Origin of the sequence: Arthrobacter antibioticus, assembly GCF_030063205.1 — a bacterium.
Taxonomy (GTDB): domain Bacteria; phylum Actinomycetota; class Actinomycetes; order Actinomycetales; family Micrococcaceae; genus Specibacter.
The window spans coordinates 381,055-407,442 of the sequence record NZ_JASISQ010000001.1 but is presented as its reverse complement, the minus strand read 5'-3'; the positions used below and the strand labels follow the sequence as shown (position 1 = coordinate 407,442).

The 26,388-nt window shown below is 57.4% G+C and carries 21 protein-coding genes; 16 read left to right on the top strand and 5 right to left on the bottom strand.

Annotation, left to right across the window (positions count from 1 at the left end):
• Position 1: 1 nt before the first annotated feature.
• The 5 genes from ruvB (at position 2) to QMG40_RS01860 (ending at position 7,326) form a co-directional block, all read left to right on the top strand.
• Complete coding sequence (gene ruvB / locus QMG40_RS01880) at positions 2–1,132, top strand: Holliday junction branch migration DNA helicase RuvB (protein WP_283527342.1); 1,131 nt, start codon at positions 2–4, stop codon at positions 1,130–1,132.
• Positions 1,133–1,413: 281 nt separating this feature from the next.
• Positions 1,414–1,854 (top strand): preprotein translocase subunit YajC, encoded by a 441-nt coding sequence (gene yajC / locus QMG40_RS01875; RefSeq protein WP_349361583.1) that lies wholly within the window; start codon positions 1,414–1,416, stop codon positions 1,852–1,854.
• A 139-nt stretch (positions 1,855–1,993) separates the two neighbouring features.
• On the top strand, positions 1,994–3,763 hold the full coding sequence (secD, locus tag QMG40_RS01870; protein ID WP_283527340.1) for a protein translocase subunit SecD: 1,770 nt from the start codon (positions 1,994–1,996) through the stop codon (positions 3,761–3,763).
• Positions 3,763–4,758, top strand: a complete 996-nt coding sequence (secF, locus tag QMG40_RS01865) for a protein translocase subunit SecF (RefSeq protein WP_283527338.1) — start codon at positions 3,763–3,765, stop codon at positions 4,756–4,758. Before secD ends, secF begins: the two co-directional genes overlap by 1 nt.
• A gap of 201 nt (positions 4,759–4,959) precedes the next feature.
• Positions 4,960–7,326: a RelA/SpoT family protein gene (locus QMG40_RS01860; RefSeq protein WP_283527336.1), complete on the top strand. Its 2,367-nt coding sequence runs from the start codon at positions 4,960–4,962 to the stop codon at positions 7,324–7,326.
• Between the two features lie 3 nt (positions 7,327–7,329).
• On the opposite strand, the gene QMG40_RS01855 is transcribed toward QMG40_RS01860, so the two are convergent.
• The 4 genes from QMG40_RS01855 to QMG40_RS01840 form a co-directional block, all read right to left on the bottom strand.
• On the bottom strand, positions 7,330–8,280 hold the full coding sequence (locus tag QMG40_RS01855) for a hypothetical protein (protein ID WP_283527334.1): 951 nt from the start codon (positions 8,278–8,280) through the stop codon (positions 7,330–7,332).
• Positions 8,281–8,463: 183 nt separating this feature from the next.
• Positions 8,464–9,051, bottom strand: a complete 588-nt coding sequence (locus QMG40_RS01850) for a hypothetical protein (protein WP_283527332.1) — start codon at positions 9,049–9,051, stop codon at positions 8,464–8,466.
• 94 nt (positions 9,052–9,145) lie between these two features.
• Positions 9,146–10,759 carry a DUF349 domain-containing protein gene (locus tag QMG40_RS01845; protein WP_283527330.1) on the bottom strand — a complete coding sequence of 538 codons (1,614 nt, stop codon included), beginning with the start codon at positions 10,757–10,759 and terminating at the stop codon, positions 9,146–9,148.
• A gap of 121 nt (positions 10,760–10,880) precedes the next feature.
• Positions 10,881–11,681 carry a peptidylprolyl isomerase gene (locus QMG40_RS01840; RefSeq protein ID WP_283527329.1) on the bottom strand — a complete coding sequence of 267 codons (801 nt, stop codon included), beginning with the start codon at positions 11,679–11,681 and terminating at the stop codon, positions 10,881–10,883.
• Positions 11,682–11,916: 235 nt separating this feature from the next.
• Here QMG40_RS01840 and hisS point away from each other — a divergent pair, with 235 nt between their 5' ends.
• A complete protein-coding gene (gene hisS, locus QMG40_RS01835) occupies positions 11,917–13,263 on the top strand; it encodes a histidine--tRNA ligase (protein ID WP_283527326.1) in 1,347 nt (448 codons plus the stop codon).
• Positions 13,264–13,497: 234 nt separating this feature from the next.
• Positions 13,498–15,303 carry an aspartate--tRNA ligase gene (aspS, locus tag QMG40_RS01830; RefSeq protein ID WP_283528571.1) on the top strand — a complete coding sequence of 602 codons (1,806 nt, stop codon included), beginning with the start codon at positions 13,498–13,500 and terminating at the stop codon, positions 15,301–15,303.
• Between the two features lie 117 nt (positions 15,304–15,420).
• Here aspS and QMG40_RS01825 read toward each other — a convergent pair whose 3' ends face one another.
• Positions 15,421–16,053, bottom strand: coding sequence for an acVLRF1 family peptidyl-tRNA hydrolase (locus QMG40_RS01825; protein ID WP_283527324.1), 633 nt, complete (start codon positions 16,051–16,053; stop codon positions 15,421–15,423).
• Positions 16,054–16,085: 32 nt separating this feature from the next.
• On the opposite strand from QMG40_RS01825, the gene QMG40_RS01820 reads away from it, so the two are divergent.
• The 9 genes from QMG40_RS01820 (at position 16,086) to aroC (ending at position 26,374) form a co-directional block, all read left to right on the top strand.
• The gene (locus tag QMG40_RS01820) at positions 16,086–17,615 is read left to right on the top strand and encodes a replication-associated recombination protein A (RefSeq protein WP_283527322.1); all 1,530 of its coding nucleotides are present in this window, start codon (positions 16,086–16,088) and stop codon (positions 17,613–17,615) included.
• A 238-nt stretch (positions 17,616–17,853) separates the two neighbouring features.
• Positions 17,854–18,480: a 30S ribosomal protein S4 gene (gene rpsD, locus QMG40_RS01815; protein WP_283527320.1), complete on the top strand. Its 627-nt coding sequence runs from the start codon at positions 17,854–17,856 to the stop codon at positions 18,478–18,480.
• A gap of 367 nt (positions 18,481–18,847) precedes the next feature.
• A complete protein-coding gene (locus tag QMG40_RS01810) occupies positions 18,848–19,222 on the top strand; it encodes a DUF948 domain-containing protein (RefSeq protein ID WP_283527318.1) in 375 nt (124 codons plus the stop codon).
• A 26-nt stretch (positions 19,223–19,248) separates the two neighbouring features.
• Positions 19,249–19,482: a hypothetical protein gene (locus QMG40_RS01805; protein WP_283527316.1), complete on the top strand. Its 234-nt coding sequence runs from the start codon at positions 19,249–19,251 to the stop codon at positions 19,480–19,482.
• 183 nt (positions 19,483–19,665) lie between these two features.
• Positions 19,666–22,347 (top strand): alanine--tRNA ligase, encoded by a 2,682-nt coding sequence (gene alaS / locus QMG40_RS01800; protein ID WP_283527314.1) that lies wholly within the window; start codon positions 19,666–19,668, stop codon positions 22,345–22,347.
• Positions 22,348–22,407: 60 nt separating this feature from the next.
• Positions 22,408–22,965, top strand: coding sequence for a Holliday junction resolvase RuvX (gene ruvX / locus QMG40_RS01795; protein WP_283527312.1), 558 nt, complete (start codon positions 22,408–22,410; stop codon positions 22,963–22,965).
• Complete coding sequence (gene mltG / locus QMG40_RS01790; RefSeq protein WP_283527310.1) at positions 22,962–24,257, top strand: endolytic transglycosylase MltG; 1,296 nt, start codon at positions 22,962–22,964, stop codon at positions 24,255–24,257. The genes ruvX and mltG overlap by 4 nt, the downstream gene beginning before the upstream one ends.
• Entirely contained in the window at positions 24,258–25,169 is a 912-nt protein-coding gene (locus tag QMG40_RS01785; protein ID WP_283527309.1) for a shikimate dehydrogenase, read from the top strand.
• A 5-nt stretch (positions 25,170–25,174) separates the two neighbouring features.
• A complete protein-coding gene (aroC, locus tag QMG40_RS01780) occupies positions 25,175–26,374 on the top strand; it encodes a chorismate synthase (RefSeq protein WP_283527307.1) in 1,200 nt (399 codons plus the stop codon).
• Positions 26,375–26,388: the final 14 nt, after the last annotated feature.

The following is a 26,388-nucleotide window of genomic DNA, read 5'->3' as shown; positions in this document are numbered from 1 at the left end:
GATGGCTGGTGTAGAAGAACCAACACCGTTGCTGCCTGGGCAGATCAGCATCGGTAACGGCGGCGCCCCCGCCGGACCAAGTGCCGCACGCGAACTGGCCGCGCCTCTTGTGGAACCGGCAGAACGCGAACTCGAAGCAGCGCTGCGGCCCAAAAATCTTGATGACTTTGTTGGCCAGGAGCGGGTGCGTAAGCAGCTTGCGCTAGTGTTGGCAGCATCAAAGATCCGGGGCCGTAGCGCCGACCACGTGTTGATGTCCGGCCCCCCAGGGTTGGGCAAAACTACTCTGGCCATGATTGTGGCTGCGGAAATGAACGCACCCCTTCGAATCAGTTCCGGACCGGCCATCCAGCATGCTGGTGACCTTGCCGCCATTTTGTCTTCGTTGTCTGAAGGCGAGGTACTCTTCCTCGATGAGATCCACCGGATGTCCCGCCCGGCTGAGGAAATGCTTTATATGGCCATGGAGGACTTCCGGGTTGACATCATTGTGGGAAAAGGAGCCGGGGCCACAGCTATTCCGCTGGAATTGCCATCGTTTACCCTCGTGGGTGCCACAACGCGCGCAGGCTTGTTGCCCGGGCCGCTGCGTGACCGTTTTGGGTTTACCGGGCATCTGGAATTCTATTCGGTGGCTGAGCTGGAGCTTGTCCTGCGCCGTTCTGCCGGCATGATGGATCTAAAACTAACTAGTGCTGGTTTTTCGGAGATTGCTGGCCGGTCCCGGGGAACTCCTCGCATCGCAAACCGGCTCCTGCGCCGAGTACGTGATTGGGCGCTGGTGCACGGGGTTGAAACGATTGATGCACGCACAGCATCGGCGGCCCTTGACATGTATGAGGTTGATGTAAAAGGCCTCGACCGTTTGGATAGATCGGTGCTGGAGGCGTTGGTGAAGAAATTCAATGGCGGACCTGTGGGACTCTCCACACTTGCCATTGCGGTCGGGGAGGAACCTGAAACTGTTGAAACGGTTGCCGAGCCGTTCCTGGTACGCGAGGGATTGTTGGGCCGGACTCCGCGGGGACGCATTGCCCTTCCAGCCGCGTGGGAGCACCTTGGGCTAAAGATGCCCGGAAACGCCGTAGCAGCAGCCATGCTCCCCTACGAGGAGGAACAGCTGGAGACTTAGTCAGCGCAACGCTCGATGCGTGCGTGGACGTTCAGCTCTGTCCAGCGGGCTCGGACGGACACACAGATAGTGCAGAGGTAAGGGCGTGAAAAAATTTAGTTCTCAAGAGAGAACAGCACACGACAAGCAGCTGTGTTTGGGGAATCTTTTACAACGATGTGTGCATTTGAGTGCAGATTCTGACTCGAAGTTCAGCTTTACCCCCTAGACTGTTATGACGTCGGGCACGTTCGCTCCGTGCCGGGCCTCCACCACTTACTTAGACGAATGGAATCCCAGCTGTGTCTTTTAGCAGTATATTGGCCAACGACCCCGCCCCGCAGGCGGGTTTCCTGAGCCCCATGAACCTTCTTTTGTTCGCCATGTTTGGCCTGCTCATCTTCATGATGGTCCGCAAACAAAAAAAGACCAAAGCAGCAGCGCAGGAGCAGCGTTCCAAGCTGGCGCCCGGCGTTGAGATGATGACTAACTTTGGCCTCTTCGGCAAGGTTCTTGCCATTGATGAGGAAGAAAACAAAATTCTGTTGGAAATCTCCCCCGGCACCACAGCAACTGTGCACCGTCAGACTGTTGCCAAGATCATCACTGCCGCGGATGAAGAAACCATTGTCCCTGATGATGCATCTTCACTGACACTAAACCTGGACAAGGCGTCAGAGTCAGGAGAGTCCGCAGAGGACTCGATCGAACGCCTGAAGAACGAAAACAACAAAGACAACTAACCATATCCGGGTTGGCAGCTGCTGGGCCTGTGAAGTTTCTGGGCACAGCAGCATTGTCATGTTCATAACTGCGCGGAGCGTTGCCGCACTCTTTGACTAATAGCTTGACCAATAGCTTGACCAATAGAAGGATCCCTTGATGGCACGAACTGGTCCCACGTCAACAGCTCGCAGAACTCTTCTGTGGCTTGCGGCGATCATCATCGCATGCACCCTGGCAGTAGGCGGCGGCGTTCTAGCCGGCGCAGCCACGTGGGCACCAAAACTTGGGCTTGATCTCGAGGGTGGTACCCAGATGATTCTGGCGCCCAAGGTTGAAGGTGCCGGTAACATCACCTCCGAGCAGTTGGATCAGGCCGTGTCCATCATCCGTCAGCGTGTTGACGGTTCAGGTGTCTCAGAAGCAGAGATTTCAACCGAGGGTGGACGCAACGTTGTTGTGAGCCTGCCGGGCAAGCCCACGGACCAGGAACGCGAACTCATCAAGGCATCCGCCAACATGAACTTCCGCCCGGTCATTGCGGCAACGCAGGCTCCCAGCGGAGCTGTTCCAGAGGCTGAGCGAACCCCAGAAGACAAGCTTCCTGTTCCCACGGCGGCTCCGGTGAATTCCAGCGACACTGACTGGGTTGATGCCGCGTTGATGAAAAAGTTTGAAGCCACCAGCTGTATCCCTCCGCTGACTGAACGGCCCACCACATCCGATCCGGATAAGCCTCTTGTGAGCTGTGAGCCCGATTCCGGTGTCAAATACATCCTGGGCCCTGTTGAGGTCCCCGGAAAGTGGATCAAAACTGCTTCCTATGGTCTTCAGGCTGGTGCCCAAGGCGCCACAACCAATGAGTGGTCTGTGCAGCTGACATTGCAGAAGCCTGACGGTGCGAAGGCTTTCAAAGACGTTACCCAGCGCTTGAATGCCAAGTACCAGGCAAACCCCAATGATCCGCAGGCCCGTTTCGCCATTGTTCTTGACGACAGTGTTATTTCGGCGCCGTCCTCTATGGCTGTCATCACTGACGGGCAGTCTTCGATCACAGGCCAGTTCACGGAAGACAGCGCAAAGTCACTCTCAGATAAACTGAAGTTTGGTTCGCTGCCGATCAGCTTCGAAATCCAAAGCGAAATACAGATCTCCGCAACACTGGGACTGCAGCAGCTTGAAATGGGCATGTTGGCAGGCTTGATTGGTCTTGGCCTGGTTGTTATTTACTCGCTGTTCCAGTACCGCGCCTTGGGCTTTGTGACCATTCTTTCCCTGGTTATTGCGGGTCTAATCACCTACCTGGCCATCATCTTGTTGGGTTGGGCTGAGAACTACCGGCTTTCATTGGCCGGTGTGGCGGGCATTATCGTGGCCATCGGCCAAACAGCTGATTCATTCATCGTTTACTTTGAACGGGTCAGGGATGAACTACGCGATGGACGAGGCTTGGTTGCCGCCGTTGAAAACGGTTGGGCGCGAGCCAAGCGGACAATTCTGGCATCCAAGGCAGTGAACATTTTGGCTTCCTTGGTCTTGTACTTTGTCTCTGTTGGCAGCGTTAAGGGTTTCGCCTTCACGCTCGGTTTGACTGCAGTTGCCGACCTCATTGTTGTCTTCATGTTCACTCACCCGGCTTTGCAGTTACTTGCACGCACCAAGTTCTTTGGTGAGGGGCACGCCTTCTCGGGTCTTGACCCCGTCCAGTTGGGTGCTGTGCCGCTGTACCGCGGTGCCGGCCGTTTCCGTACCCCCGAAGAGAGCCAAGAGGTTCACAAGGGCAAGAACGCCCGCGCTGCCGGTGAAGCTGAACGCCGACAAACCATTGCCGAGCGTCGCCTAGCTGCCAAGGAAACTCAATTGGTCGGCAGTAGAGGCGCAGGGACTGCAAAGTCCGAGTCACGTGACGACTCCGAGGAGAAGAAGTAATGAAGAGTTTCGCCACTTTCGGCAACGAACTGTACACCGGAGAACGGTCCTACGAGTTCGTTGGAAAACGTAAAATTTGGTTTGGTATTGCCGGCATCGCGGTACTGCTTTCAATCCTCTTCCCGCTGTTTGGGGGAGGGTACAACTTCGGAATTGAGTTCCGAGGTGGTTCACAGTTCACTATTTCCCAAGTGGCCCATACTGATGTGCTTATTGGTGAAGAGGCGGTTGCTAAAGCTGAACCCGGAACTGTTGCCGTTGTCACAAACATTGCAAGTGACACCATGCAGGTTCAGACGGACAGGCTCAGCGATGATGCGACGTTGAAGGTCAAGGATGCGTTGAAGGCTGCCTACGGGGTTACCGAGGACCACATCACGTCAACCTTTGTGGGCCCCACTTGGGGACAAGACGTTTCGCGTCAGGCCATCATCGGATTCTTTGTGTTCGTGCTGCTTGCCACTGTCTTGATGGCGTTGTATTTCAGGACCTGGCGCATGTCCATTGCTGCCATTGTTGGTTTGCTCGTGGTCATGGTGGTGACGGCGGGAGTCTACGGTGCCTCCAACTTTGAGGTCACGCCGTCGGCCATTATTGGATTCCTAACGATTTTGAGCTACTCCCTCTATGACACAGTGGTGGTGTTCGATAAGATCCGAGAGAACACTGTGGACATCACCAAATCTACTCGGCGAACGTTCGCCCAGGAGGTGAATCTGGCTGTCAACCAGACTCTTGTCCGCTCCATTAATACGATGATGGTTGCTGTGCTTCCGGTGGGCTCCATTTTGTTCATTGGTGCCCTCCTACTCGGTGCCGGAACCTTGCGGGACTTGTCCCTGGCGCTGTTTATTGGCATTATCGTCAGCACTTTCTCCACCATTTTCGTAGCAGCCCCTATGTACTCATGGCTGCGTGAGCATGAGCCCGAGCTGGTCAAACAAGCTAAAAAGGTTCAGCAGCGAGAGGCAACTGAAACGGCCGTCGCGCTCTAGCACATAGACACCCGTTGGGCGCAGGTCACTGAACCTTCCACCGGATGAGTCTGCGAACCAAACTGCAGGGGTGAAACCCGAAGTTCGAAACCAGGAGGCGTCGGATGCTCAGCATCCGGCGCCTCCTACTTTGGTCAATTCCACTTGCCAAGCACCTTAGACTGGATTAATGCCCCGGAGTTGGGGGCGCATGGTGAGCAAATGCGTGAGGGAGGTAATGCGTTGAACGAAGAATCGCCCTCGCATGAGATTTTGACTGATAGCAGCAGGAAGAGTGCATCGGGCGCTCCAGAGCGTCCGCTGGCCGCTGAACCCAAGCCCACGTTCCCAGGACGTCGTGAACGGACAAGGTCTCGCCTTGCCCGGCTTACAGGATGGTCGAACGAGAGCTATTCCCCTATTCTGGAACCGTTACTTCGCATAGTGCGTGCCAGGAATCCCAAAGAAGACTTTGACCTGATCCAGCGAGCTTTCACTGTTGCTGAGCAATACCATGAGGGCCAGAAGCGCAAGAGTGGGGACCCCTACATCACCCACCCTGTGGCCGTGGCCACCATCCTCGCCGAAATGGGGATGACCGGGAGCACTCTAGCCGCGGCACTGCTGCACGATACCGTGGAAGATACCTCGTACACGCTAGTTGAATTGGAACGCGATTTCGGGCCCGAGATCACGATGCTTGTTGATGGTGTAACTAAGCTGGACAAGGTCGAGTTTGGCGACGCTGCACAGGCCGAAACAGTGCGAAAAATGGTCATTGCCATGGCCAAGGACATTCGTGTGTTGGTCATTAAACTTGCCGACAGGCTGCACAACGCTCGTACTTGGCGGTTTGTTTCGGCAGCATCCTCAGGCAAGAAGGCCCGTGAAACCCTAGATATCTTCGCGCCTTTGGCCCATCGATTAGGTATGAACGCCATGAAGTGGGAGCTTGAAGAGCTTTCCTTCGCAGCACTTTATCCCAAAGTGTATGAAGAAATTGTCAGGATGGTTCAAGTCCGTTCACCCGAACGTGAGAAGCAACTGAGCATTATTCGGCGTGAGATCGTTGAAATGTTGCGTGTCTCAAAACTCAAAGCGGATGTCACGGGCCGGCCCAAGCATTACTATTCGATCTACCAAAAAATGGTGGTTCGAAACAAAGACTTTGATGACATCAATGACCTCATAGGTGTCCGCATACTAGTTGACTCCGTGGGCGATTGCTATGCTGCGCTGGGACAAATTCACGCGTTGTGGAGTCCCTTGGTTGGACGGTTCAAAGACTATATTGCGTTGCCTAAGTTCAATATGTACCAGTCACTGCACACAACGGTTGTTGGCCCAGGTGGCAAATTAGTTGAGATTCAAATTCGTACCCTTGAAATGCATCAGCGTGCAGAGTACGGTGTTGCAGCTCACTGGAAGTATAAGACCGGAAACAAGGCCCCAGTAAGTGTCCAGGAGGACATGAATTGGTTGCGCACCCTTGTCGACTGGCAGCAGGAGACCAGTGACCCCAATGAGTTTCTAGAGTCGCTGCGTTATGAAATGAACACCAAGGAAGTGTACGTCTACACTCCCAAGGGACAAGTTATAGCCCTTCCTGAGGGTTCAACCCCGGTAGACTTCGCTTATTCCGTGCACACGGAGGTGGGTAATAGAACTATCGGTGCACGAGTCAACGGTAAATTGGTGCCTCTGAACAGTGAGTTGGCGCACGGTGACACGGTTGAGATCTTCACGAATAAAGCGGAAGGTGCCGGGCCCAGCCAGGACTGGCAGAAGTTTGTTAAGAGTGCACGTGCCCGCAATAAGATCCGGCAGTGGTTCACGAAGGAACGCCGTGATGAGTCCATCGAAAAGGGCAAGGATCTCCTGACTAAGGCAATGCGCAAGCAAAACCTTCCGCTGCAAAAAATGATGACCCATGATGCTTTGATGGCTGTCACGGAGCACTTCCACTACACCGATATTGCTGGACTCTATGCCGGAGTAGGGGATGGGCACTCCTCCGCCCAGTCAGTGGTTGAACGCCTTCGTGACCTCCTAGGGGTCAATGAGGATATCGAAGAGGTGCCGGCGCCTCTTGAGACCCGTGTACCGGCAGCCCGTTCACGGGTGTCAGATTCCGGTGTCATTGTTGATGGCATCGATGACATGCTGGTTAAACTTGCCAGATGCTGTACCCCGGTACCGCCTGACCCCATTTCCGGTTACGTCACCAAGGGCTCGGGAATTTCCGTGCATCGCCAGGATTGCCCTAACCTGCTGAACCTGAAAAAAGAGCCTGACAAACTCATAGACGTTAATTGGGCGCCTACCCAGTCGGGCGTCTTCCTTGTAGAGATTCAGGTAGAGGCTTTTGATCGGAAGAATTTACTTTCGGATGTGACACGAGTTCTTGCTGAAAGTCACGTCAATATTCTAGCGGCCAGCATGAATACCTCGCGTGACCGGGTGGCCTTGTCCAAGTTTGCTTTTGAAATGGGTGACCCAAAGTATCTTGACCACGTGCTGAACTCTGTGCGCCGCATCGACGGGGTTTTTGACGTCTACAGATCAACGGGTTCACACAGACGCGCCTAGCCATCATCTACCGACGCGGGTAGGCCCATTCTGGCAAGCATGCCGGGAAGGGCTGCCCCGTCCACTGGCATGCCCCACATGTCCCGAAGCTGGCCCGTTGAAAATTCCAACAGCTCGATGGCGGCACCACCGCCCGTCGCCACCTGCCATCGAGTGCCCCGGTGCGCGGTGCTCAACGATGAAGTGCGCTATCGCCTCGGCGACGGCGGTGTTGGGCAGCGCATCCAGGCGGTAAGGGGAATCGACCTTCCTTCGGGCCCCGGGCCCGACTGTCAATGCTAACTTGGCCGAAAGTTTCCGGTTGTCCGCGTTACCCGGCGCCAGCGGCCAGTGCGTTTCCTGCCATGCGAGGCACGCGTGCCCCCCTTTGCCCAGATAAGCAATCATGTCCCTACGGGTATCTTCCGGCGACGGGCGGGTTTCCACTACCTGCACCACGGCCAACGGCGTGCGCAACGGTTGCGTGAGCAAAAGTGCGGCCGGGGTTGCCCGGCCGTTGGAGGCAACGAGTGAGAACTGTAACAGGGTCTTGGAAGGGCCATCTGGTTTTCCCATGGGGGCCCGCACCGTGTAGTTGCGCCACATCAGGTCGGCGGCTTCCGCATCTAGTAACGGACCCTCCGAGCAGGCTAGTGAGTGACCACGCCGCGCTGCCGTCCAGGCTGGCAGCTGTGCCGGGCTACCGTCGTCGTTGATGATGGGTGAGATGCCCTCAACCTGGCGGATCCAGCGGGGGCGCAGGGCAGCGGGCATCCACCAGTAGCTGAAAATGAGGCCCACGACAAAGACAATGACTCCGGTCCCGGCCAGGGCCGTGAGCAGCAACTGCCACCAAGTTCCTTCGGGAGTTGGCTGCGCATCGAAGCCATCGGCGATCAGACTCACCAGGCAGGTTGCCGCAAAAAACAGCAGTCCCACCCCCATATACGTCATGGCAGGACCCGGGTACGCCATCAACCTATTCCACGGCCGCCATTGGCCGCGATAGCTTCGAAGCCCCCACGGCAGGGCGGTTGCCCCGGCCAGGAGCAACACGAAGAAGAAGCCAAACAAAGTAGCCAGGTCTGTGGTGTCTATTGTGCCTGTGGTGTCGATGGTGTCTGTACCTTCGTCGGGGTGTTCTTGCTGTCGGTGGAATCATGGGGACTGGTCCTCGATCATACTCGCCAGCAGCGCCTCGCCGCGGCATTTCCCCGGCACGTGCCTTGCCTCTGCCAGCCCTTGACGGATCCTGCCCAGTGGGCAGTGCATTGCCGGGTGGCAACTGATGGCTGCTAAGACGGCTCTAGCCAGAGGCGCGGGAGCGCTCCGTGCCACATCTAGAGCCGTACGCAGCGGGCTTGTTATAAGCACCCCTCCCATTCTGAGCACATCAAACCTATCTAAATACACTTGGCGGAGGTTGCACCCGCTGAACAGCGGGAGCGAGGCGCTATTGCCGTCATTGTCCAGCAGAAGCGATATGACCTGTGGCGCGGGGGCACAGCCGTAAACCCAGGCGGCGGAGAGTTGTCCTAGGGCGGCCCGGTATGACAGAGCTGCCGGGACATGGTGCGCCAGGGCTTGGGCCCGCAGCCCCGGTGTTTCTTCCGTGTCGGATCTGCGAAAAGCGTGACCTGTGACTTGAACGAGAACGCCGTCAAGTTTCATTGCATGGAGTTCAGCAAGTATGAAAGGGACACCTGGCACAAGCAATGCGCTGGCAGCGTTTGGGGTTTCGTTCATGAGTCCACACTGCACCTCGGCTGCGAGAAGGAAAAGGCCCCTGGGCCGGGTTGTGGACAACCCGGCGCAGGGGCCTGATGAAACAGTTAAACCTCTATGAGAAGTCTGCTGCTGCCTTCTGAATTTGCTCCAGCCACAGTTCACGGGCCTCGAGTGCCTCAGTTGCTTTAGCGACCTTCCTGGCGTCCCCGGCCTTCTGGGCTTTCTCGAGATCTTCGCGCAAGCCTGCAATGGTCGCTTCAAGTTGACTCAAGGCGCTGCTGGTGCGGGCTTTCGCTTCCGGATCACTGCGGCGCCAGTTGTCTTCATCGGCAGCCCGAACAGCATCCTCGACCTTGCGCATTCCCGCCTCAACACGCTGCATGTCATCGCGTGGAACTTTACCGGCGACTTCCCAGCGGTCGCGGATGTTCTGCAGTGACTTCTTGGCGGTATTGAGATCCTTGATGGGAAGCAGTGCTTGTGCTTCGAGGATCAACGCTTCCTTGACAACAAGGTTGGCGCCGAATTCTTCATCGAGAGCGTTATTGGCGCCCTGTCGAGCGGCAAAGAACTTGTCTTGGGCCCCGCGGAAACGGGCCCACAGGGCGTCGTCATCTTTGCGGCTGGCGCGAGGGGAACTCTTCCACTGGTCCATTAGGCGACGGTACTCGCCAGCGGCGAAGCCCCAATCGGTCGATGAGGATAGCTGCTCGGCAGCTTCGATCAAGGCTTCCTTGGCAGTCTTTGCTGCAGCATTGTTGTTATCCAGCTGCGAGAAGTAAGCACGACGATGACGATCAAACACTGTTCGGGCGCTACGGAATCGCTTCCACAATCCCTCTTCTGTTGCTCGGCCAAGTCGCATGCCTGACTTTTGAGCCTGCTTCCAGGACTCAAAGAGCTCGTTCATACGGGCGCTGCTGACCTTCCACTGAATGGCCGCAGGGTCTTCGCCAGCAATGCCTTCGGCTTCGGCGACGATTGCTTCGCGGGCAGCCAGTTCTACTGCGCGGGCTGCGTCGTGAGTGGCGCGTTCGGCACCGGCAAGGGCTTTGATGCTGGCCTCGAGAGTGACAAGTCGGGTCAAAGCGGCGTTGACGTCTCCCACGGCAGTGCGTTCCCCGAGTTGCTCGCGCAGGTGTCCTACTGTCTTGTGCATATCCGTTGTGGCTGCTTTGGCCTCAACACGCTGTTCCAGCAAAGTTATCTGGGCAAGAATGTCATCAAATTTGCGGGCAAAGTAGGCCAACGCCTCATCTTTGCTGGCGCCTGGATATTGTCCCACGGGAAATTCTTCGCCATCGAGGAGCAGAAAAACGTGTCCGTCTTCCTCCGCCCGACCAAATTTGGCGGCCTCAACGAGGTCCACTACGGGCACGGCGGCGGCAGGAGCACCCGGTGCAGGTGCTTGAGCTGTGGCAGCCACCTTGGGCCGGGCGGCAAAAGCTGCCGGGGAAGGTGACGGCGCCGGTACCCGCGGTTTTGCTGGTGCAGCCGGTTTTGCCGGCGCAGGGGAATCAGTGGTCGGGGAATCTGTGGCAGGAGAGTCTGTGGCAGCGGAGTCAGCTGCTACTGAGGATTCTGCAGGCTCAGCACCTTTCGCAGGCACGGCCTCCTGGACAGGAGCCGCAGACGGGTCTTCCTGAGCAGGTAAACCAGGCTCTGTTGTGGAGTCATGCCCTGTGGCCGAGGCAAGTGTTTCGTCGGATTCTTGACTGTGTGTCACCGCTAAAAATCTTTCGCTTGTTGGAAACTGGCAGATGGTGCATGGGCACGGCCGGGACCTCAATGAAACTTTTCCCTCGGTGAGCACAAGCGTGCAGGACCAAGGGATGGCCTGGTGAAAATTAGTTGAGCTTGAACGAGTCTATCGTCACCTTGGTCTTGGGCGCACCGTCAGTGCTGTCGCCCTCAATCCCGGTCTTGGCTATTGCAGTTACAACGTCAAGACCGCTAGTGACCTTGCCAACAATGGTGTAGCCGCCGTCTTCCTGGGGGAGGATGGTGTCTTTGAAGGTGATGAAAAACTGTGTGCCGTTTGAATAAGTAGTTCCTGCGCGCGCCACAGCAATGGTTCCGGCTGGGTAGGTGCCATCTGCCGGGGTATTTTCTACCGGACCCCATTGGTACCCGGGATCACCCTCTCCATTGCCTTTTAGCGAGCCGCACTGCAGGACGCCAAAGTTGGGTGCGTCGGCCAAACGGTGGCAGAGCTTACCATTCATGAAATCTGAGTCGGCCAAGGACTTGAAGACGGCGGCCGCTTGGGGAGCTTTGGTGCCATCGAGGCTGATCCCCAGAGGCTTGCCATTGAGCGTCAACGTGCCGGTGAACGTTTTGCCAGCGGCCGCTTCTGCCTTGGGGACGGTGGGGCTGTTGGTCCCGGCAGGAGTGCCGGCTGGGGGAGTTGCATTATTCTCTGTTGCAGCTTTGTCCCCCGTGCTGCCGTCCGCTGCGCCGTTGTCCTTGGGCATGAACACAGTCAGTGCCAGCACGATGGCGATCACTAGAGCCACACCCATGGCGACGAAGGCGATGATATTGTCGCGCTTGCGTCGCTGCACTGCTCGCTGGTGCATCGCCTGGTTGGCTTGCATGCGGGCAACACGTGCCTTGGTTTCACGGCCTGGCTTACTTTTGTTGGCCAACTGTGCCTCTCCTTCAAATCGAGCGGTATGTTCACCCGGCGCGGACTTACTCAAGCGGGGTAGGTTAGGGATGGACCGCCGAAGAATATAAAATGGCTGTCGGTGCCAGTTTACCCATGTATTTCTCGCATAGAGGCGAGCATGACAAGGCAAGCTGGGCGCCATTACGTTTACCCGTCCCGCCGCATCCTGTGATTGAACTACGGATGCGGTGCATGTTAGGAGTCCAACCCCCATGGCACGCAACGCCTCCTTGTCTGGTTTTCCCGAATGGCTTCCCGAGGAACGGTTGGTGGAGCAGCATGTGCTTGACACACTGCGCCGGACTTTCGAGCTGCACGGGTTTAGTTCCATAGAGACACGAGCCGTGGAAACCGTTGGCCATCTGCTCCGCAAAGGCGAGATCGACAAAGAGGTTTACGGGTTATCACGCCTTCAGGACGACGATGGAAACGCGACAGTTGCTGCCAAAGAAGACCCGAACCAACTGGCTTTGCACTTTGATCTGACGGTGCCCTTTGCCCGTTACGTTGTGGAGAATGCCGGCTACCTGTCCTTCCCGTTCCGCCGGTACCAGATTCAGAAAGTCTGGCGAGGTGAGCGTCCGCAGGAAGGCCGAGCGCGCGAGTTCACCCAGGCTGACATTGATGTAGTGGCCGACGGCGTACTTCCCTTCCGCTACGACGTGGAACTTGCGCTGGTGATCGCCGAGGCGTTATCTGCTTTGCCCATCCCTGCTTTCAAGCTCAGGATCAATAACCGCAAGTTGGCGGAGGGTTTCTATGGCGGTATTGGACTAACCGACACGGCAGGAGTGCTGCGCAGCATCGATAAGTTGGAAAAAATTGGTGCCGGCGCCGTCGCCCAGTTGCTGATCACCGAGCTTGGCGCCACGCAGGAGCAAGCTGCGAAGGCACTGGCTCTAGCCTCGATTCGTACCGAGGACACCTCATTTGTTGCTGCAGTCCGCGCCCTTGGGGTCACGAATGAATTGCTAGAGGAAGGCCTTGACGAGCTCGAGCAGGTCATCTCTGCCGCTGTCAAAAGCGCACCGGGCTCCGTTGTGGCCGACCTCTCGATCGCTCGCGGACTCGACTATTACACAGGCACAGTTTATGAAACGGTGCTCGTGGGCCACGAGGCGCTTGGCTCGATCTGTTCAGGTGGGCGTTACGACGCACTTGCCTCCAAGGGGAACCGTAAGTTCCCTGGCGTGGGGTTGTCGATCGGAGTCACTCGCCTGGTGGCCCGGATCTTGAGCCAAGAATTTGCCAAGGCATCACGCAGTGTTCCCACCGCAGTGCTTGTCACCCTGGCAGATGAGGACAGCTGGAGTGAAGCCCAAGACGTTGCAGCGAATCTGCGTCGCCGCGGCATTTCCACGGAAGTGGCCGCAAAAGCAGACAAGTTTGGCAAGCAGATCAAGTACGCCGATAAGCGCGGGATTCCGTTCGTTTGGTTTACTGACGAATCAGGCGCCCACCAAGTCAAGGACATCCGTTCAGGAGAACAACTCGCCGCTGACCCGGCGACGTGGATGCCACCAGTCGATGACCTCAAGCCTCGCATTGTCATGGTCTAACGCTTTGAGCCTGAAATCGCGTTGAAGTTGGAGATGATGACACCCCCGTCATTCCCTCCGGGGTGTCATCATCTCCAACCTCAACCAGGGGGTGGACGGGTCACTGGGTGCCAACCCGCCGCGGAGCTAGTTCAGCCCGTGACCGGACCATGCTTGATCAACGCTAAACTTGATGGCAACTCCCTTATCTGGCCCCGCAACGTAGGGCCTTACATCACCATTGAAAGGACTGTTGTGCTGCGCACACATGACCTGGGCTCCCTGCGGGCCGAGCATATTGGACAGACTGTAACTCTCTCGGGCTGGGTTGCCCGCCGTCGAGATCATGGTGGAGTAGCCTTCCTTGACCTGCGAGACGCCTCTGGCTTCGCGCAGATTGTGGTTCGCGAAGAAGAAGTTTTTCATTCTCTGCGCAATGAATACGTGCTCCAAATTACCGGCACCGTTGCGCGGCGTCCTGAAGGTAATGAAAACGCCGGTTTAGACACCGGTGAGATCGAAGTGATGGCGGATACGGTCGTTGTACTGAACGAAGCTGCTCCCCTTCCTTTCCAGATTGACGAGCATGTTGAAGTGGGCGAGGAAGCACGCCTCAAGCACCGCTACCTTGATCTGCGCCGTCCGGGTATGCAGCGGAACCTGCGTCTGCGTTCGGAAGCCAACCGTGTGGCCCGCGAGTTGCTGCACGAACAGGGTTATACCGAAATTGAGACCCCGACGCTGACCCGTTCCACCCCTGAGGGTGCTCGCGACTTCGTGGTGCCTGCCCGTCTGGCGCCAGGCTCCTGGTATGCATTGCCGCAGTCACCGCAGCTGTTCAAGCAGCTTCTGCAGGTAGGTGGGTTTGAAAAGTACTACCAGATCGCCCGCTGCTACCGTGATGAGGACTTCCGTGCTGACCGTCAGCCGGAGTTCACACAGTTGGACATTGAAGCCAGCTTCGTTGACCAGGATGACATCATTGCCTTGGGCGAAAAGATTGTTTCGGCACTGTGGAAGCTGATCGATGTGCAGATCCCGCTGCCGATCCAGCGGATGACCTACCGGGACGCGATGGCCCGCTTCGGTTCGGACAAGCCAGACCTGCGTTTTGGTTTGGAACTGACCGATCTGACCGAGTTCTTCAAGGACACCGAATTTGGGGTCTTCAAGGCTCCCTACGTTGGCGCCGTTGTCATGCCAGGTGGGGCCACACAGCCGCGCCGTCAGCTCGATGCATGGCAGGAATGGGCCAAGCAGCGCGGTGCCAAGGGCCTGGCCTACGTCTTGTTCAAGGAAGAGGGTGAGCTGACTGGTCCGGTTGCCAAGAATCTAACGGATACAGAACGTGCCGGTCTGGCCGACGCCGTGGGCGCCAAGCCCGGTGACTGCATCTTCTTCGCAGCCGGTGAGGTTTCCCCCTCCCGGGCACTGCTAGGTGCCGCCCGTGTTGAGATCGGCCACCGAACCGGCCTGATCAACCCGGCCGACTGGGCGTTCGTCTGGATCGTGGACGCCCCCATGTTTGAGCCCGCCTCAGAGGCCGTTGCCTCAGGGGACGTGGCTGTTGGGGCAGGTAAGTGGACAGCTGTCCACCACGCGTTCACCTCACCCAAACCGGAGTTCATGGACACTTTTGATACGGATCCGGAATCTGCCCTCGCCTTTGCCTACGACATTGTGTGCAACGGCAACGAAATTGGTGGCGGCTCCATCCGTATTCACCGCCGCGAAGTCCAGGAACGAGTCTTTGAAGTCATGGGCTTGAGCCACGAGGAAGCGCAGGAGAAGTTCGGCTTCCTACTTGAAGGCTTCAAGTTTGGGGCCCCTCCCCATGGTGGAATTGCCATTGGCTGGGACCGTGCCGTGTCCTTGCTGGCCGGAGTGGATTCCATCCGCGACGTCATCGCATTCCCAAAGTCCGGTGGCGGCTATGACCCACTGACGGCTGCCCCTGCCCCCATCACGGCTCAGCAGCGCAAGGAAGCCGGAGTGGACTTCAAGGCCGAAGCCAAGGCCGAAGCCGGAGTCCAAAACCTGAGTTCAAAGCCGGAGTCCTAAGCGCTTGCGGCACATAATCCAGGCCCATTAATCTAGGCCCAAAGAAAGATGCTGCCCCGATGGGCAGCATCTTTTTTGTGTTGGCGTCAGGTGACTGCTGCGCAGTGGTGCAGTTCGTTAGCGCGTGGCGGGGCTCTGATGTTCGGTGCTCTGATACTCAGTGATCTGAACCCGGATGGCACAGAAATCAACTGCCGCCCGCTGAAGTACGGCCATATTAGGATCCGCCACGGCAAGGGCCCCTAACTGAGGTCGGTTCCTATGGCTACGCAGTAGCGGCGAGGCCAGAACAGCCTCCACCAGCGCCTTGTCACCTCCGGGGCCCATATACTCAAAATTCTCTCCACTGAAAATCTTTGCGGCTTCCTGCGCGGTGCGCTGGGTAATCGCCCACGCCTGGTCTGCGCCACGGGAGCGGGAGGAAACGGTTCCAACCTTGTGAACCACGAGTTTCCCGGCCACGGCAACTCCCACGGCGTAACCGCCACGTCGGATAAGGACCAGGCCCAGCCTGCGTTCCTGGACGCCCACGGACGCCAGCCGTGCTAACAAATCAGTGCCTCGCCCCGGTCTGCCATCGTCGGGCCACGGAGGTGCCAGCAGCGCTACCGAGCCATCATGCAAACGCAACCTCACGCCGTCGTCCGTGTCTTCGGTGACGTCGATGCCCTGATGGGCGGCGGCAAAACGCTCTACCCATCCGGTGAGGCGGTCTGCGGGGACAAAGGCCATACGGCGAGCGGTGTTCACGATGCCAGACTACCGCGCGCTAGCCTAGAGGGGTGAGTGACCTTTTTAGCAGCGCCTTCGATGGCGATGAAGCGGACGACGCCGGCACCCTCGCCTTTGGGGGAGGTCGGGAGGATGCGTCCTCGCGCCCTCGCAGTCCGCTGGCAGTGCGTATGCGTCCGCGAAGCCTTGCGGAAGTGGTGGGCCAGCAACATCTTCTTGGTGCCGGTTCGCCATTGCAAATGTTAGCGGCAGGCGGGGCCGCCGGGGGAGCGGCCGGGCCTGCCTCCGTCATGCTGTGGGGACCCCCTGGAACAGGGAAAACCACTCTTGCCCACGTGATTGCCCGTGGCCCGGGACGGAAGTTTGTGGAACTTTCGGCCATTACTGCCGGTGTTAAAGATGTTCGCAGGGTGATGGATCAGGCGCTGACGGACAGAGACTTGCACGGTCGCACCACAGTCTTGTTTCTGGATGAGATCCACCGATTCAACAAGGCTCAACAGGATGCGCTGCTACCTGGGGTGGAGAACCGTTGGGTGGTGCTGATAGCGGCAACAACAGAGAATCCATCATTCTCTGTTGTTGCCCCGCTACTCTCGCGTTCAATTCTGCTCACGCTCAAGCCACTGACCAATGCAGATATCCAAGACCTCCTTGAACGCGCTATCACCGACCAGCGCGGATTGGATGGGTTGCTCACCGTCACAGATGATGCCATGGATCACCTTGTGCGTCTGGCAAGCGGTGATGCCCGCCGTGCCCTGACCACATTGGAGGCGGCCGCCGGTGTGGCCCTTTCTGAGTGTGAAGGCGCCCGGGCCGGTTACGGTGACGCCACACTTACGCCCAATGACCCGCCCAATCATGCGGATGCCCAGAACGGGGTGGTGGAGAATGCGGTGGTTATTGACTTAGCTGTTGCCGAACGTGCCATTGACGCCGCCGCTGTGCGTTATGACAGGGCGGGGGATCAGCATTACGACATCATCAGCGCTTTCATTAAGTCGGTGCGCGGTTCTGATGTGGATGCGGCGCTGCATTATCTGGCCCGCATGCTGGAGGCGGGGGAGGACCCCCGTTTCATCAGCCGACGCATCATGATTTCAGCCTCAGAAGATGTGGGCATGGCTGATCCAACTGCCCTTCAAACAGCCGTGGCTGCGGCCCAGGCCGTCACGCTGATAGGCATGCCGGAGGCGCGGATCATCTTGGCCCAGGCAGTAGTTCACGTGGCTACGGCGCCGAAGTCAAACGCTTCCTACAACAGCATCAATGCCGCCGTGGCAGATGTCCGCGCTGGCAAGGGCACAATGGTTCCGGCTGCCCTTCGGGATGCCCACTATGCCGGTTCGAAGGGGCTAGGTCACGGCAAGGGCTACATCTACTCGCACGACTCCCCGCACGCCATAGCCACACAGCAATATCCACCAGATGATCTGATCTCGCGCGACTACTACTTACCCACCGCCAATGGGCATGAACGGGATCTAGGCCCACGGGTGGCTCGCCTGCGTGAAATAATTCGCGGAAAAAGTCCGTCCCCGGCTAGTAAATCTGAGAGTAAAGGCGAGCCGAAGTAGGCCGCCACCGGTGTCAATACCTGCGTCGCGAAGGCCACAGCGTAGGTGGTAGAGTTGATGGCGCACTGGCAAGCCTTGGCTCCATGCCCAACACCGCGAACTTCCGAGTGGCCCACAAGCCGCCCGATTTACCCGCGGATGGTCATGCCCAGGTGCTGTAGCGAAAAGGCGGCAATAGCCCCAGCTCTCCATAATGGAGGCCAGGACACTACTTATTGCAAATATTGGAAGGACACAAGTGGCTAACAACACACGTGCCCGCCGGCAGGCCCGCCTTTCGCGGTCCCTCGGCATTGCCCTGACTCCCAAGGCCGCCAAATACCTGGAGCGCCGTCCGTACGGCCCCGGTGAGCATGGACGTGCCCGCAAGAAGCAGGACAGCGACTACGCAGTACGGTTGCGCGAAAAGCAGCGTCTGCGTGCCCAGTACGGCATCCGCGAAGCACAGATGACACGTGCCTTCGAAGAAGCCAAGCACACCAAGGGCATGACCGGTGAAAACCTGGTTGAAATCTTGGAATGCCGTTTGGACGCCTTGGTCCTGCGTGCAGGCTTCGCCCGCACCACCGCTCAGGCACGCCAGTTGGTTGTGCACCGCCACATCATGGTTGACGGCGCCCGCGTGGACCGTCCCTCGTTCCGCGTTGCAGAGGGTCAGCTGATCCACGTGCACCCGCGCAGCCAGACCATGACACCGTTGCAGCTTGCTGCAGCCGGCGCCCACCGCGACGTGCTCCCCGCCGTCCCGGCATACTTGGACGTAAAACTGGAGAGCCTGCAGGCTCGCCTGGTTCGCCGTCCCAAGCGTGTTGAAGTTCCCGTAACCTGTGAAGAGCAGCTGGTTGTGGAATTCTACTCACGCTAAATTCATTTGGCGCGAAGTAGAGTTCGAACTACTCGCAGTTTGAAACACAAAACAGCCCGCGGCACCTGCCGCGGGCTGTTTTGTTAGCAAAACCTTATCTATGCACCAAGAATTGTCTCCTAGAACAGGTTTTTTACTAGTAAATTGGCCCGCAAAGCCCTTTTGTCACCCAAGCCTCGAGCCTTTTGGACTAGGGTATTTTGGAAAGACGTTGCCACAGGCACTGAGGCTGCACTTAGAGACAGATCATTAGAAACGAATCACCAGGTTGATGGCATGCGTAAGCGGGCCATGTAATAGCTGGCCATGTAATAGGCGCCGAATGACGGCGAACAGCCAACGAGTAAGGAATTGAGGCGGCACGCACATGAGTGGTGGCGACATTGCAGGATTGATTGCGGCAGGGGTCTTCGCCGTCTTGGTGGCCTTGTTGGCTGTGCCCATCTACAAGCTCGGCAAAGTGTTCGATGAAATTCGCACCACCATCAAGCAAATTGGAGACGGCACCACGCCGCTCATTGACGAAGTCACGGCCACTGTCGTTACGACCAATACACAATTGGGCAAGGTAGATGGGATCTCAAACAACGTCTCCGATGCCACTGCTAACATCTCAGCTCTGTCAGCCTTGGTCGCAGCGACCATCGGCTCACCGCTAATCAAGGTTGCGGCGTTCTCCTATGGTGTGCGCCAGGCCTTCGACAGCCGCAAGAAGCCCACCCGCGCCAGGCGCAGCCGCTAAAAGAAGCCACTAAAGGACGAAAACTGATGAAAAAGATCTTTTGGCTTGGCGTCGGCATCACGATTGGTGTCATTGCCGCCCGTAAAATTGCTGCCGCACAAGGGGTCATCGGCCCTGAAGGCCTCAACCGCGCTGTAGGGCGCATGAGCGATGCCGTTCATGACTTTGCTGAGGCGATGCGTGAGAACATGGATGAACGAGAAACTGATTTACGGGTGGCCCTGGGTATGGACCAGGCACCGAAAACCGCACGCCACTGACCAAATTTATCGGTCGTGAAGAGTCTCAGAGTGAAGCGCAGTGGCCAATACGCAGCAAGTTCTCACCCTGTACGGCGTCGGTGCACCCTCGCCCGAACTTCAAGGCAACAGGGGACTAAAGCAAACAACTCTAGGGTGCCTGAACTCTAGAACTCCAGAACTATTGAAGGAGCCACCAGGCTAATGAAATCGCACGATATTGCACGCCGCTGGGTAGATTTTTTTACCAGCAAGTCCCACACCCCCGTGCCCTCGGCTTCTCTGGTGTCCTCCGACCCGTCACTTCTGTTTACTGTGGCAGGAATGGTCCCTTTCATTCCGTATCTGACAGCCCGGGAAGTTCCACCTTTTGCCAGGGCAACAAGCGTGCAGAAGTGCATTCGTACTGGCGATATTGAAGAGGTAGGCAAGACTGTCCGCCACGGCACTTTCTTTCAAATGTGCGGAAATTTCTCCTTTGGTGACTACTTCAAAGAAGGCGCCATCAGCTATGCGTGGGAGCTGCTGACCACACCGTTAGAAGACGGAGGCTATGGCCTGCCGGCAGAGAAACTATGGGTCACTGTTTACCTTGATGACGAGGAAGCATTGGAAATCTGGCGTGACAAGATTGGTGTTCCGGCAGCCCGCATCCAAAAAATGGGGAAGGCTGATAACTATTGGTCCACTGGTCAGCCTGGTCCGGCCGGACCCTGCTCTGAAATTTTCTATGACCGTGGCCCGGAGTATGGGATAGACGGTGGCCCTGAGGCTGATGACACCCGTTACATCGAAATCTGGAACCTGGTGTTCATGCAGTACCAGCGCGGTGAGGGCACAGGCAAAGATGATTTTGAGATCCTCGGTGACTTGCCTAAGAAGAACATTGACACCGGTTTAGGGCTTGAACGCCTAGCCATGATTCTCCAGAATGTACAGAACATGTACGAGACGGATCAGGTCCGTCCCGTCTTGGACAAGGCTGCCGAGCTAGCCGGAAAAAATTACACTTCTACTGAGGATCCAAAGGATCCGCATCACACTGACGATGTCCGTCTGCGCGTTGTTGCTGACCATATCCGCTCCTCACTGATGCTGATTTCCGATGGTGTTTCCCCTTCCAATGAGGGCCGGGGCTATGTCCTGCGCCGTCTGATTCGCAGAGCAGTGCGCTCCATGCGTTTGCTGGGCGTGGAGAGCGCTGTCCTACCTGAACTGCTGCCTGTCTCGCGTGACGCCATGAAGGGCGCCTACCCCGAAGTTGAAACCGACTTTGCCAGGATCGCACGCATAGCTTATGCCGAGGAGCGCTCCTTCTTACGCACCATTGCAAGTGGCACGGCTCGCCTAGAAGAGTCCGTCAAAGAATCCAAGGCAGCAAATACTCCGCTCTCCGGAGGCGAAGCCTTTGCCTTGCATGACACTTACGGCTTCCCGATTGACTTGACCCTTGAAATGGCTGCAGAGGCTGGGCTTGAAGTTGATGAGCCGGGTTTCCGCAAGCTCATGCTTGAGCAGCGTCAACGTGCTCAAAAGGATGCCAAGGCAAAGAAGAGCGGCCACGCAGACCTTTCCGTTTTTCACGATGTGCTGGCACAAGGGGAGACAGTCTTCACCGGCTACACCGAGCTCGTCGGGGAAGGCCGGGTTCGCTCAATCCTCTCCAATGGTGCCGCCGTCCAGCATGCCTCAACGGGGGAAGAGATCTCCCTTGTCCTTGATGCAACACCTTTTTATGCTGAGGCTGGCGGTCAAGCCGCTGACACTGGGCTGATCACCGGGGATGGGTTTGTTGTTGAAGTTCTTGACGTGCAGCGGCCAATCAAGGGACTGAGTGTACACAGGGCGATTGTCCGTGAAGGAGAACTGCCAGCGGATGCACTGGTTCAGGCCGCCGTGGACCGTGAACGGCGTCGTGCAGGTGAACAGGCCCACACTGGGACACATATTGTGCACGCGGCCCTGCACCAAATTCTAGGCCCGGAAGCGCTGCAGCGTGGTTCCTTCAACAAGGCCGGCTACCTGCGCTTCGATTTCGCCTGGGGTGAAGGTCTGAGTACGGCCACACGCTCGGAAATTGAAGAAGTAGCGAATATCGCTATTCGCAATAATTTCACGGTTGAAACCAAAGTTATGGATCTTGACGCCGCGAAAGAGCTCGGTGCGATGGCCCTCTTTGGCGAAAACTACGGCTCCCAGGTTCGTGTGGTGGAGATCGACGGCGCCTGGTCACGCGAGCTTTGTGGCGGCACCCACGTGGACACCACATCCCGGATTGGTTCCCTCACTTTGCTTGGTGAGCAATCCGTAGGTTCCGGGAACCGGCGTGTTGAAGCTTTTGTTGGTTTGGACGCGTTCCGTCACCTCGCCGCAGAACGGACCCTTGTCGCTGAACTCACCGACATGCTCAAAGTGCCGGCAAACCTTCTCCAAGACCGGGTAGCGGCAACGCTGGCCAAGCTCAAAACGGCCGAAAAGGAACTTGACCGCCTACGCAAGGAACAACTCAGCGCAGCAGCAGCCAACCTTGTTGGAACGGCCGTAGACGCCAACGGAGTTCGCTTCATTGGCCATGATGCTGGCGATGTCAACAGCGCTGACGACCTGCGCGCACTGGCTCTTGATCTACGCGACCGTCTTGGCTCAGCTGCGTCCGCAGTAGCTGTTGCCGGTGCAAGCAACGGGCGCCCGATCATCTTGATAGTGACTAATGAAGGGGCGCGTCAGAACGGCGTGAAGGCCGGGAACCTCGTGAAGTTGGCCTCGGGTATCCTCGGGGGAGGCGGCGGTGGTAAGCCTGATATGGCCCAAGGCGGTGGCTCCGACGTCAACGCCATTGGTGCGGCCCTGGCCGCCGTGAGCAACGCTGTTAAAGAGCGGCCGTAACGCTCCATGTCCGAACTAGAATTCCCGCAGGGAGCAAGACAATTCCCGCAGGGGGCCAAAATGGGTGTGGACGTAGGTATGGTTCGCGTCGGTTTGGCTGCCTGCGATCCGGACGGTATTTTGGCTACTCCCGTCAAAACACTCAGCCGTGATCTGAAACGCCACAGCGACATTAAAATCATTGTCAATGAGGCTACTTCCCGCGGGGTTTGCCAGATCATTGTGGGTCTGCCAAGGACCCTCAAAGGGGAGGAAAAGTCTTCGGCGCAGATGGCCCGGGATTACGCCCAGCACTTGGTCTCAGCACTACAGAGCGCCGGACTAGATGTCCCGGTACACTTGTTCGATGAACGTTTGAGCACAGTCAGCGCCCACCAGGCGCTGCATCGGGCTGGCATGAGCAGCCGCGAGCACCGTAAAGTAGTAGATCAAGTGGCAGCTGTTGAAATATTGCAGCACGCTATTGATACGCAAAAAGCGCGTAATGCCGATGTTGGCTTAGCTGTGCGCGCAGTAACGGCGGAGGTTGTGGGGACCGCCGGATCATCCGACTATGAAGAGGTTTCCACCATTTCAACGCAAATCGGCGTGTCCGAAGAAACGACGCCGGAACCATGAGCGGTCTATTTCGCGGCCCCGCGCACGTTCCCGGGAATGATTCCGGCGTTTCCTGGGACGATCCCTCCTCGACCCAGGAACCCACCAGTGCCCATGATTATGACCATGCTTTAGCCGATGATGATGATCAGTATCAGCAACCGGTGCCGGAGTCAGCCATGGCTCCTCTCTACCATGGTCAGGCATCTGCGCAAGGACTGCCATCGCGGCGATCGAGCCGGGTGTCAAAACGTGTGCGCAAGCGCCGCCGTAGTGTGATCTTCTTTATCATCCTGTTGCTTTTTGGGGTAGTTGTATTTTTTGCCGTGCAGGCTGCCAAACCTCTCCTGAGTGGCTTTCAGGCCGCCGATTATCCCGGACCGGGCACCAGCTCAGTGCAGTTTGTGGTCCCGGAAGGTGCCACTGCCAGGATGGTAGCGAATGATCTAAAGACAGAGGATGTCGTTGCCAGCGAGCAGGCGTTCCTTGATGCTCTGAACGCTGCAGATGGGGCCAGCGCGTTACAGCCGGGCACGTTTGGCATGAAACTGCAGATGAAAGCTGCAGATGCCGTGAGTGTTCTTCTGGCTGTGGGAGATGACAAAGTGCACTACGCAGCCGTTGCCCAGAACCTGCGTATGAGTGACACCCTTGCAGTCTTGGCCAAAGACACGGGCATTCCCGAGGCCGAGTTTGAGTCGCTGGCAAAACAGCCCCAGTTGTTTGACCTCCCCGAAGAGGCTAAAAATCTTGAAGGTTACCTGGCACCCGGTGAATACCGTTTTCCGATCGAACTCGATGCCAAGGCGATCCTCAGCGAAATGGTGGCCGGCACGAAGAAGTCGCTGACTGACACTGGGGTGAAGGATCCAACGGAGCAGTACCGGGTTCTAACCATTGGAAGCATCATTGAGTTCGAAGGCAACGCGGCGAATTACGCCAAGATTTCTGGTGCAATTGAGAACAGAATCAACAACCCCAATGGAGAAACGGGTGGACGCCTTGAGTCCGATGCCACCGTGGCTTACGGGCTTGGTTTAAAAACGTACAACATCACGTCGGCCCAAAAGGCTGATAAAACAAATCTCTACAACACATTCGCCAATCCCGGTCTGCCCGTGGGTCCCATCGGTTCGCCAGGGATCAAAGCAATAGAAGCTGCGGCTCACCCTGAGGCGAACCCGTATTACTTTTGGGTGACGGTTGATCTAAAGACGGGTGAGACGTTGTACGCTGCCACGTTTGCTGAGCATAAGACCAACGTGGCGAAGTACGTTGCCTGGTGTGATGCAAACCCGGGAGAGTGCAAGTAGGTGACGGTTTTGCTTCAGGGCGCCGTTTTGGGTCATCCTATTGGGCACTCCAAATCTCCTGCGATGCACAACGCTGCCTATGACGTTCTAGGCGCGAACTTCAACTATGGCGCCATTGATGTGGATGTTTTTGAACTTCCAGCACTGATGGCGCGGGTGAAGACAGAAGGAAATTGGTATGGCCTGTCCGTGACCATGCCGCTGAAACAAGCAGCAGTAGGTCTTGTTGATGAACTAAGTCCGGTAGCCCGGGTTTTGGGCGCCGTCAACACGATCGTCGTGAGGCAGGACGACGCCGGTGCCCCCATGCTTCGGGGAGAGAACACCGATGTGGCTGGCATTGTGAACGCCCTTAAACATGCTGGAGCCGGTGAGCGTCCGCGAGCCGCGATTCTAGGTGGGGGAGGTACCGCCGTTTCTGCGATTGCGGCGCTGTGCCAACTGGAGGCCACAGAAATAGTGATTTTTGTGCGTAACCCAGTCAATGCAGCCCCAACGCTGGAAGTAGCCACAGCATTAGGGGCCACTGCTTGTCTTGCTGCATTCGAAGGTGCGGCGGAAGCACTGGCAGGGTTCGACGTCGTAATCTCCACCCTGCCACCGCACGGTGCCGATGAGCTGGCTGATGAGTTTGCTGACAGTACTACGAGCGTGTCCGGTTCAGTGCTGCTTGATGTGGCATACGATCCTTGGCCCAGTGCACTGGCGAAGGCTTGGGAGAACCACGGCGGCACAGTGGTGGCCGGGATTGAGATGCTTCTTTACCAAGGTGTTGAGCAAGTCAAGCTGTTTGCGGAGGCGGGAGGTTACGGCACCCTCGCAACAGATCAAGTAAGGGACGTCATCAATGTGATGTGCGACGCAATTGGCGTGCATAGGCGGGCACCCCACGAACAGAACATGGCAGGATAGAGAGTATGTTGCGTTGGTTGACCGCCGGAGAATCACATGGCCCGGCCCTTGTCGGAATTATTGAAGGCGTGCCTGCCGGTGTGGAGCTTACGAGCGTCCACATCCGTGAGGCACTCGCCCGTCGTCGTCTGGGCTACGGCCGTGGTGCGAGGATGAAGTTTGAGCAGGACGTTGTCACCATTTTGGGCGGAGTCCGACACGGTCTGACACAAGGCGGGCCCATCGCCATCCAGATCGCTAACTCCGAATGGCCCAAGTGGGAACAGATCATGTCAGCGGATCCTGTAGATGCTGGCGAACTTCAGGGTCAGGCCCGCAATGCCCCGTTGACTCGCCCTCGCCCAGGTCACGCCGACTTTACCGGCATGCAAAAGTACGCTTTCGATGAGGCGCGACCGGTGTTGGAGCGTGCCAGCGCCCGTGAAACCGCAACCCGCGTTGCCCTTGGTGTTGTTGCGGGACAGATGTTGGCCGCAGTTGGTGTGAGACTTATCAGCCATACAGTCCAAATCGCCGGGGTTAGCTCACCGGACACTGCTGCCCTGCCCGGCTTTGCCGATGTTGGTGCACTTGATGCAGACCCACTGCGCTGCTTTGACGCAGCAACCTCAGCTGCCATGGTGCAGGAAGTGGATACCGCCCAAAAGCAGGGAGAAACCCTCGGCGGTGTTGTTGAAGTGTTGGCCTATGGGCTGCCCCCAGGACTTGGCAGCTATGTTCATTGGGACCGTCGCCTCGACTCCAGACTGGCGGGGGCCCTGATGGGTATCCAAGCCATCAAGGGAGTGGAAGTAGGTGACGGCTTTGCCACGGCAGCTCGCAGAGGATCCGCAGCACACGATGAGATGGTCCATGATGAGAACGGACGGATTGTGCGTACCTCAAACCGTGCCGGTGGCATCGAGGGTGGTATGAGTATCGGGGATGTGTTGCGCGTCCGTGCAGCAATGAAACCGATTGCGACGGTGCCGCGTGCCTTGAAAACCGTTGACGTCGCTACGGGGAAGGCTGCTAAGGCTCACCACCAGCGTTCCGATGTTTGTGCCGTGCCGGCTGCCGGAGTTGTGGCTGAGGCTATGACAGCCTTGGTTCTGGCAGAAGCACTTGTGGAAAAGTTTGGTGGAGACTCCATGGCAGAGACCAAGCGCAATATGGAGAGTTTCTTGGCAGCCATACCCTCGAATCTGGATACGCAGGGGCACTGATGGGACGCGGTCGC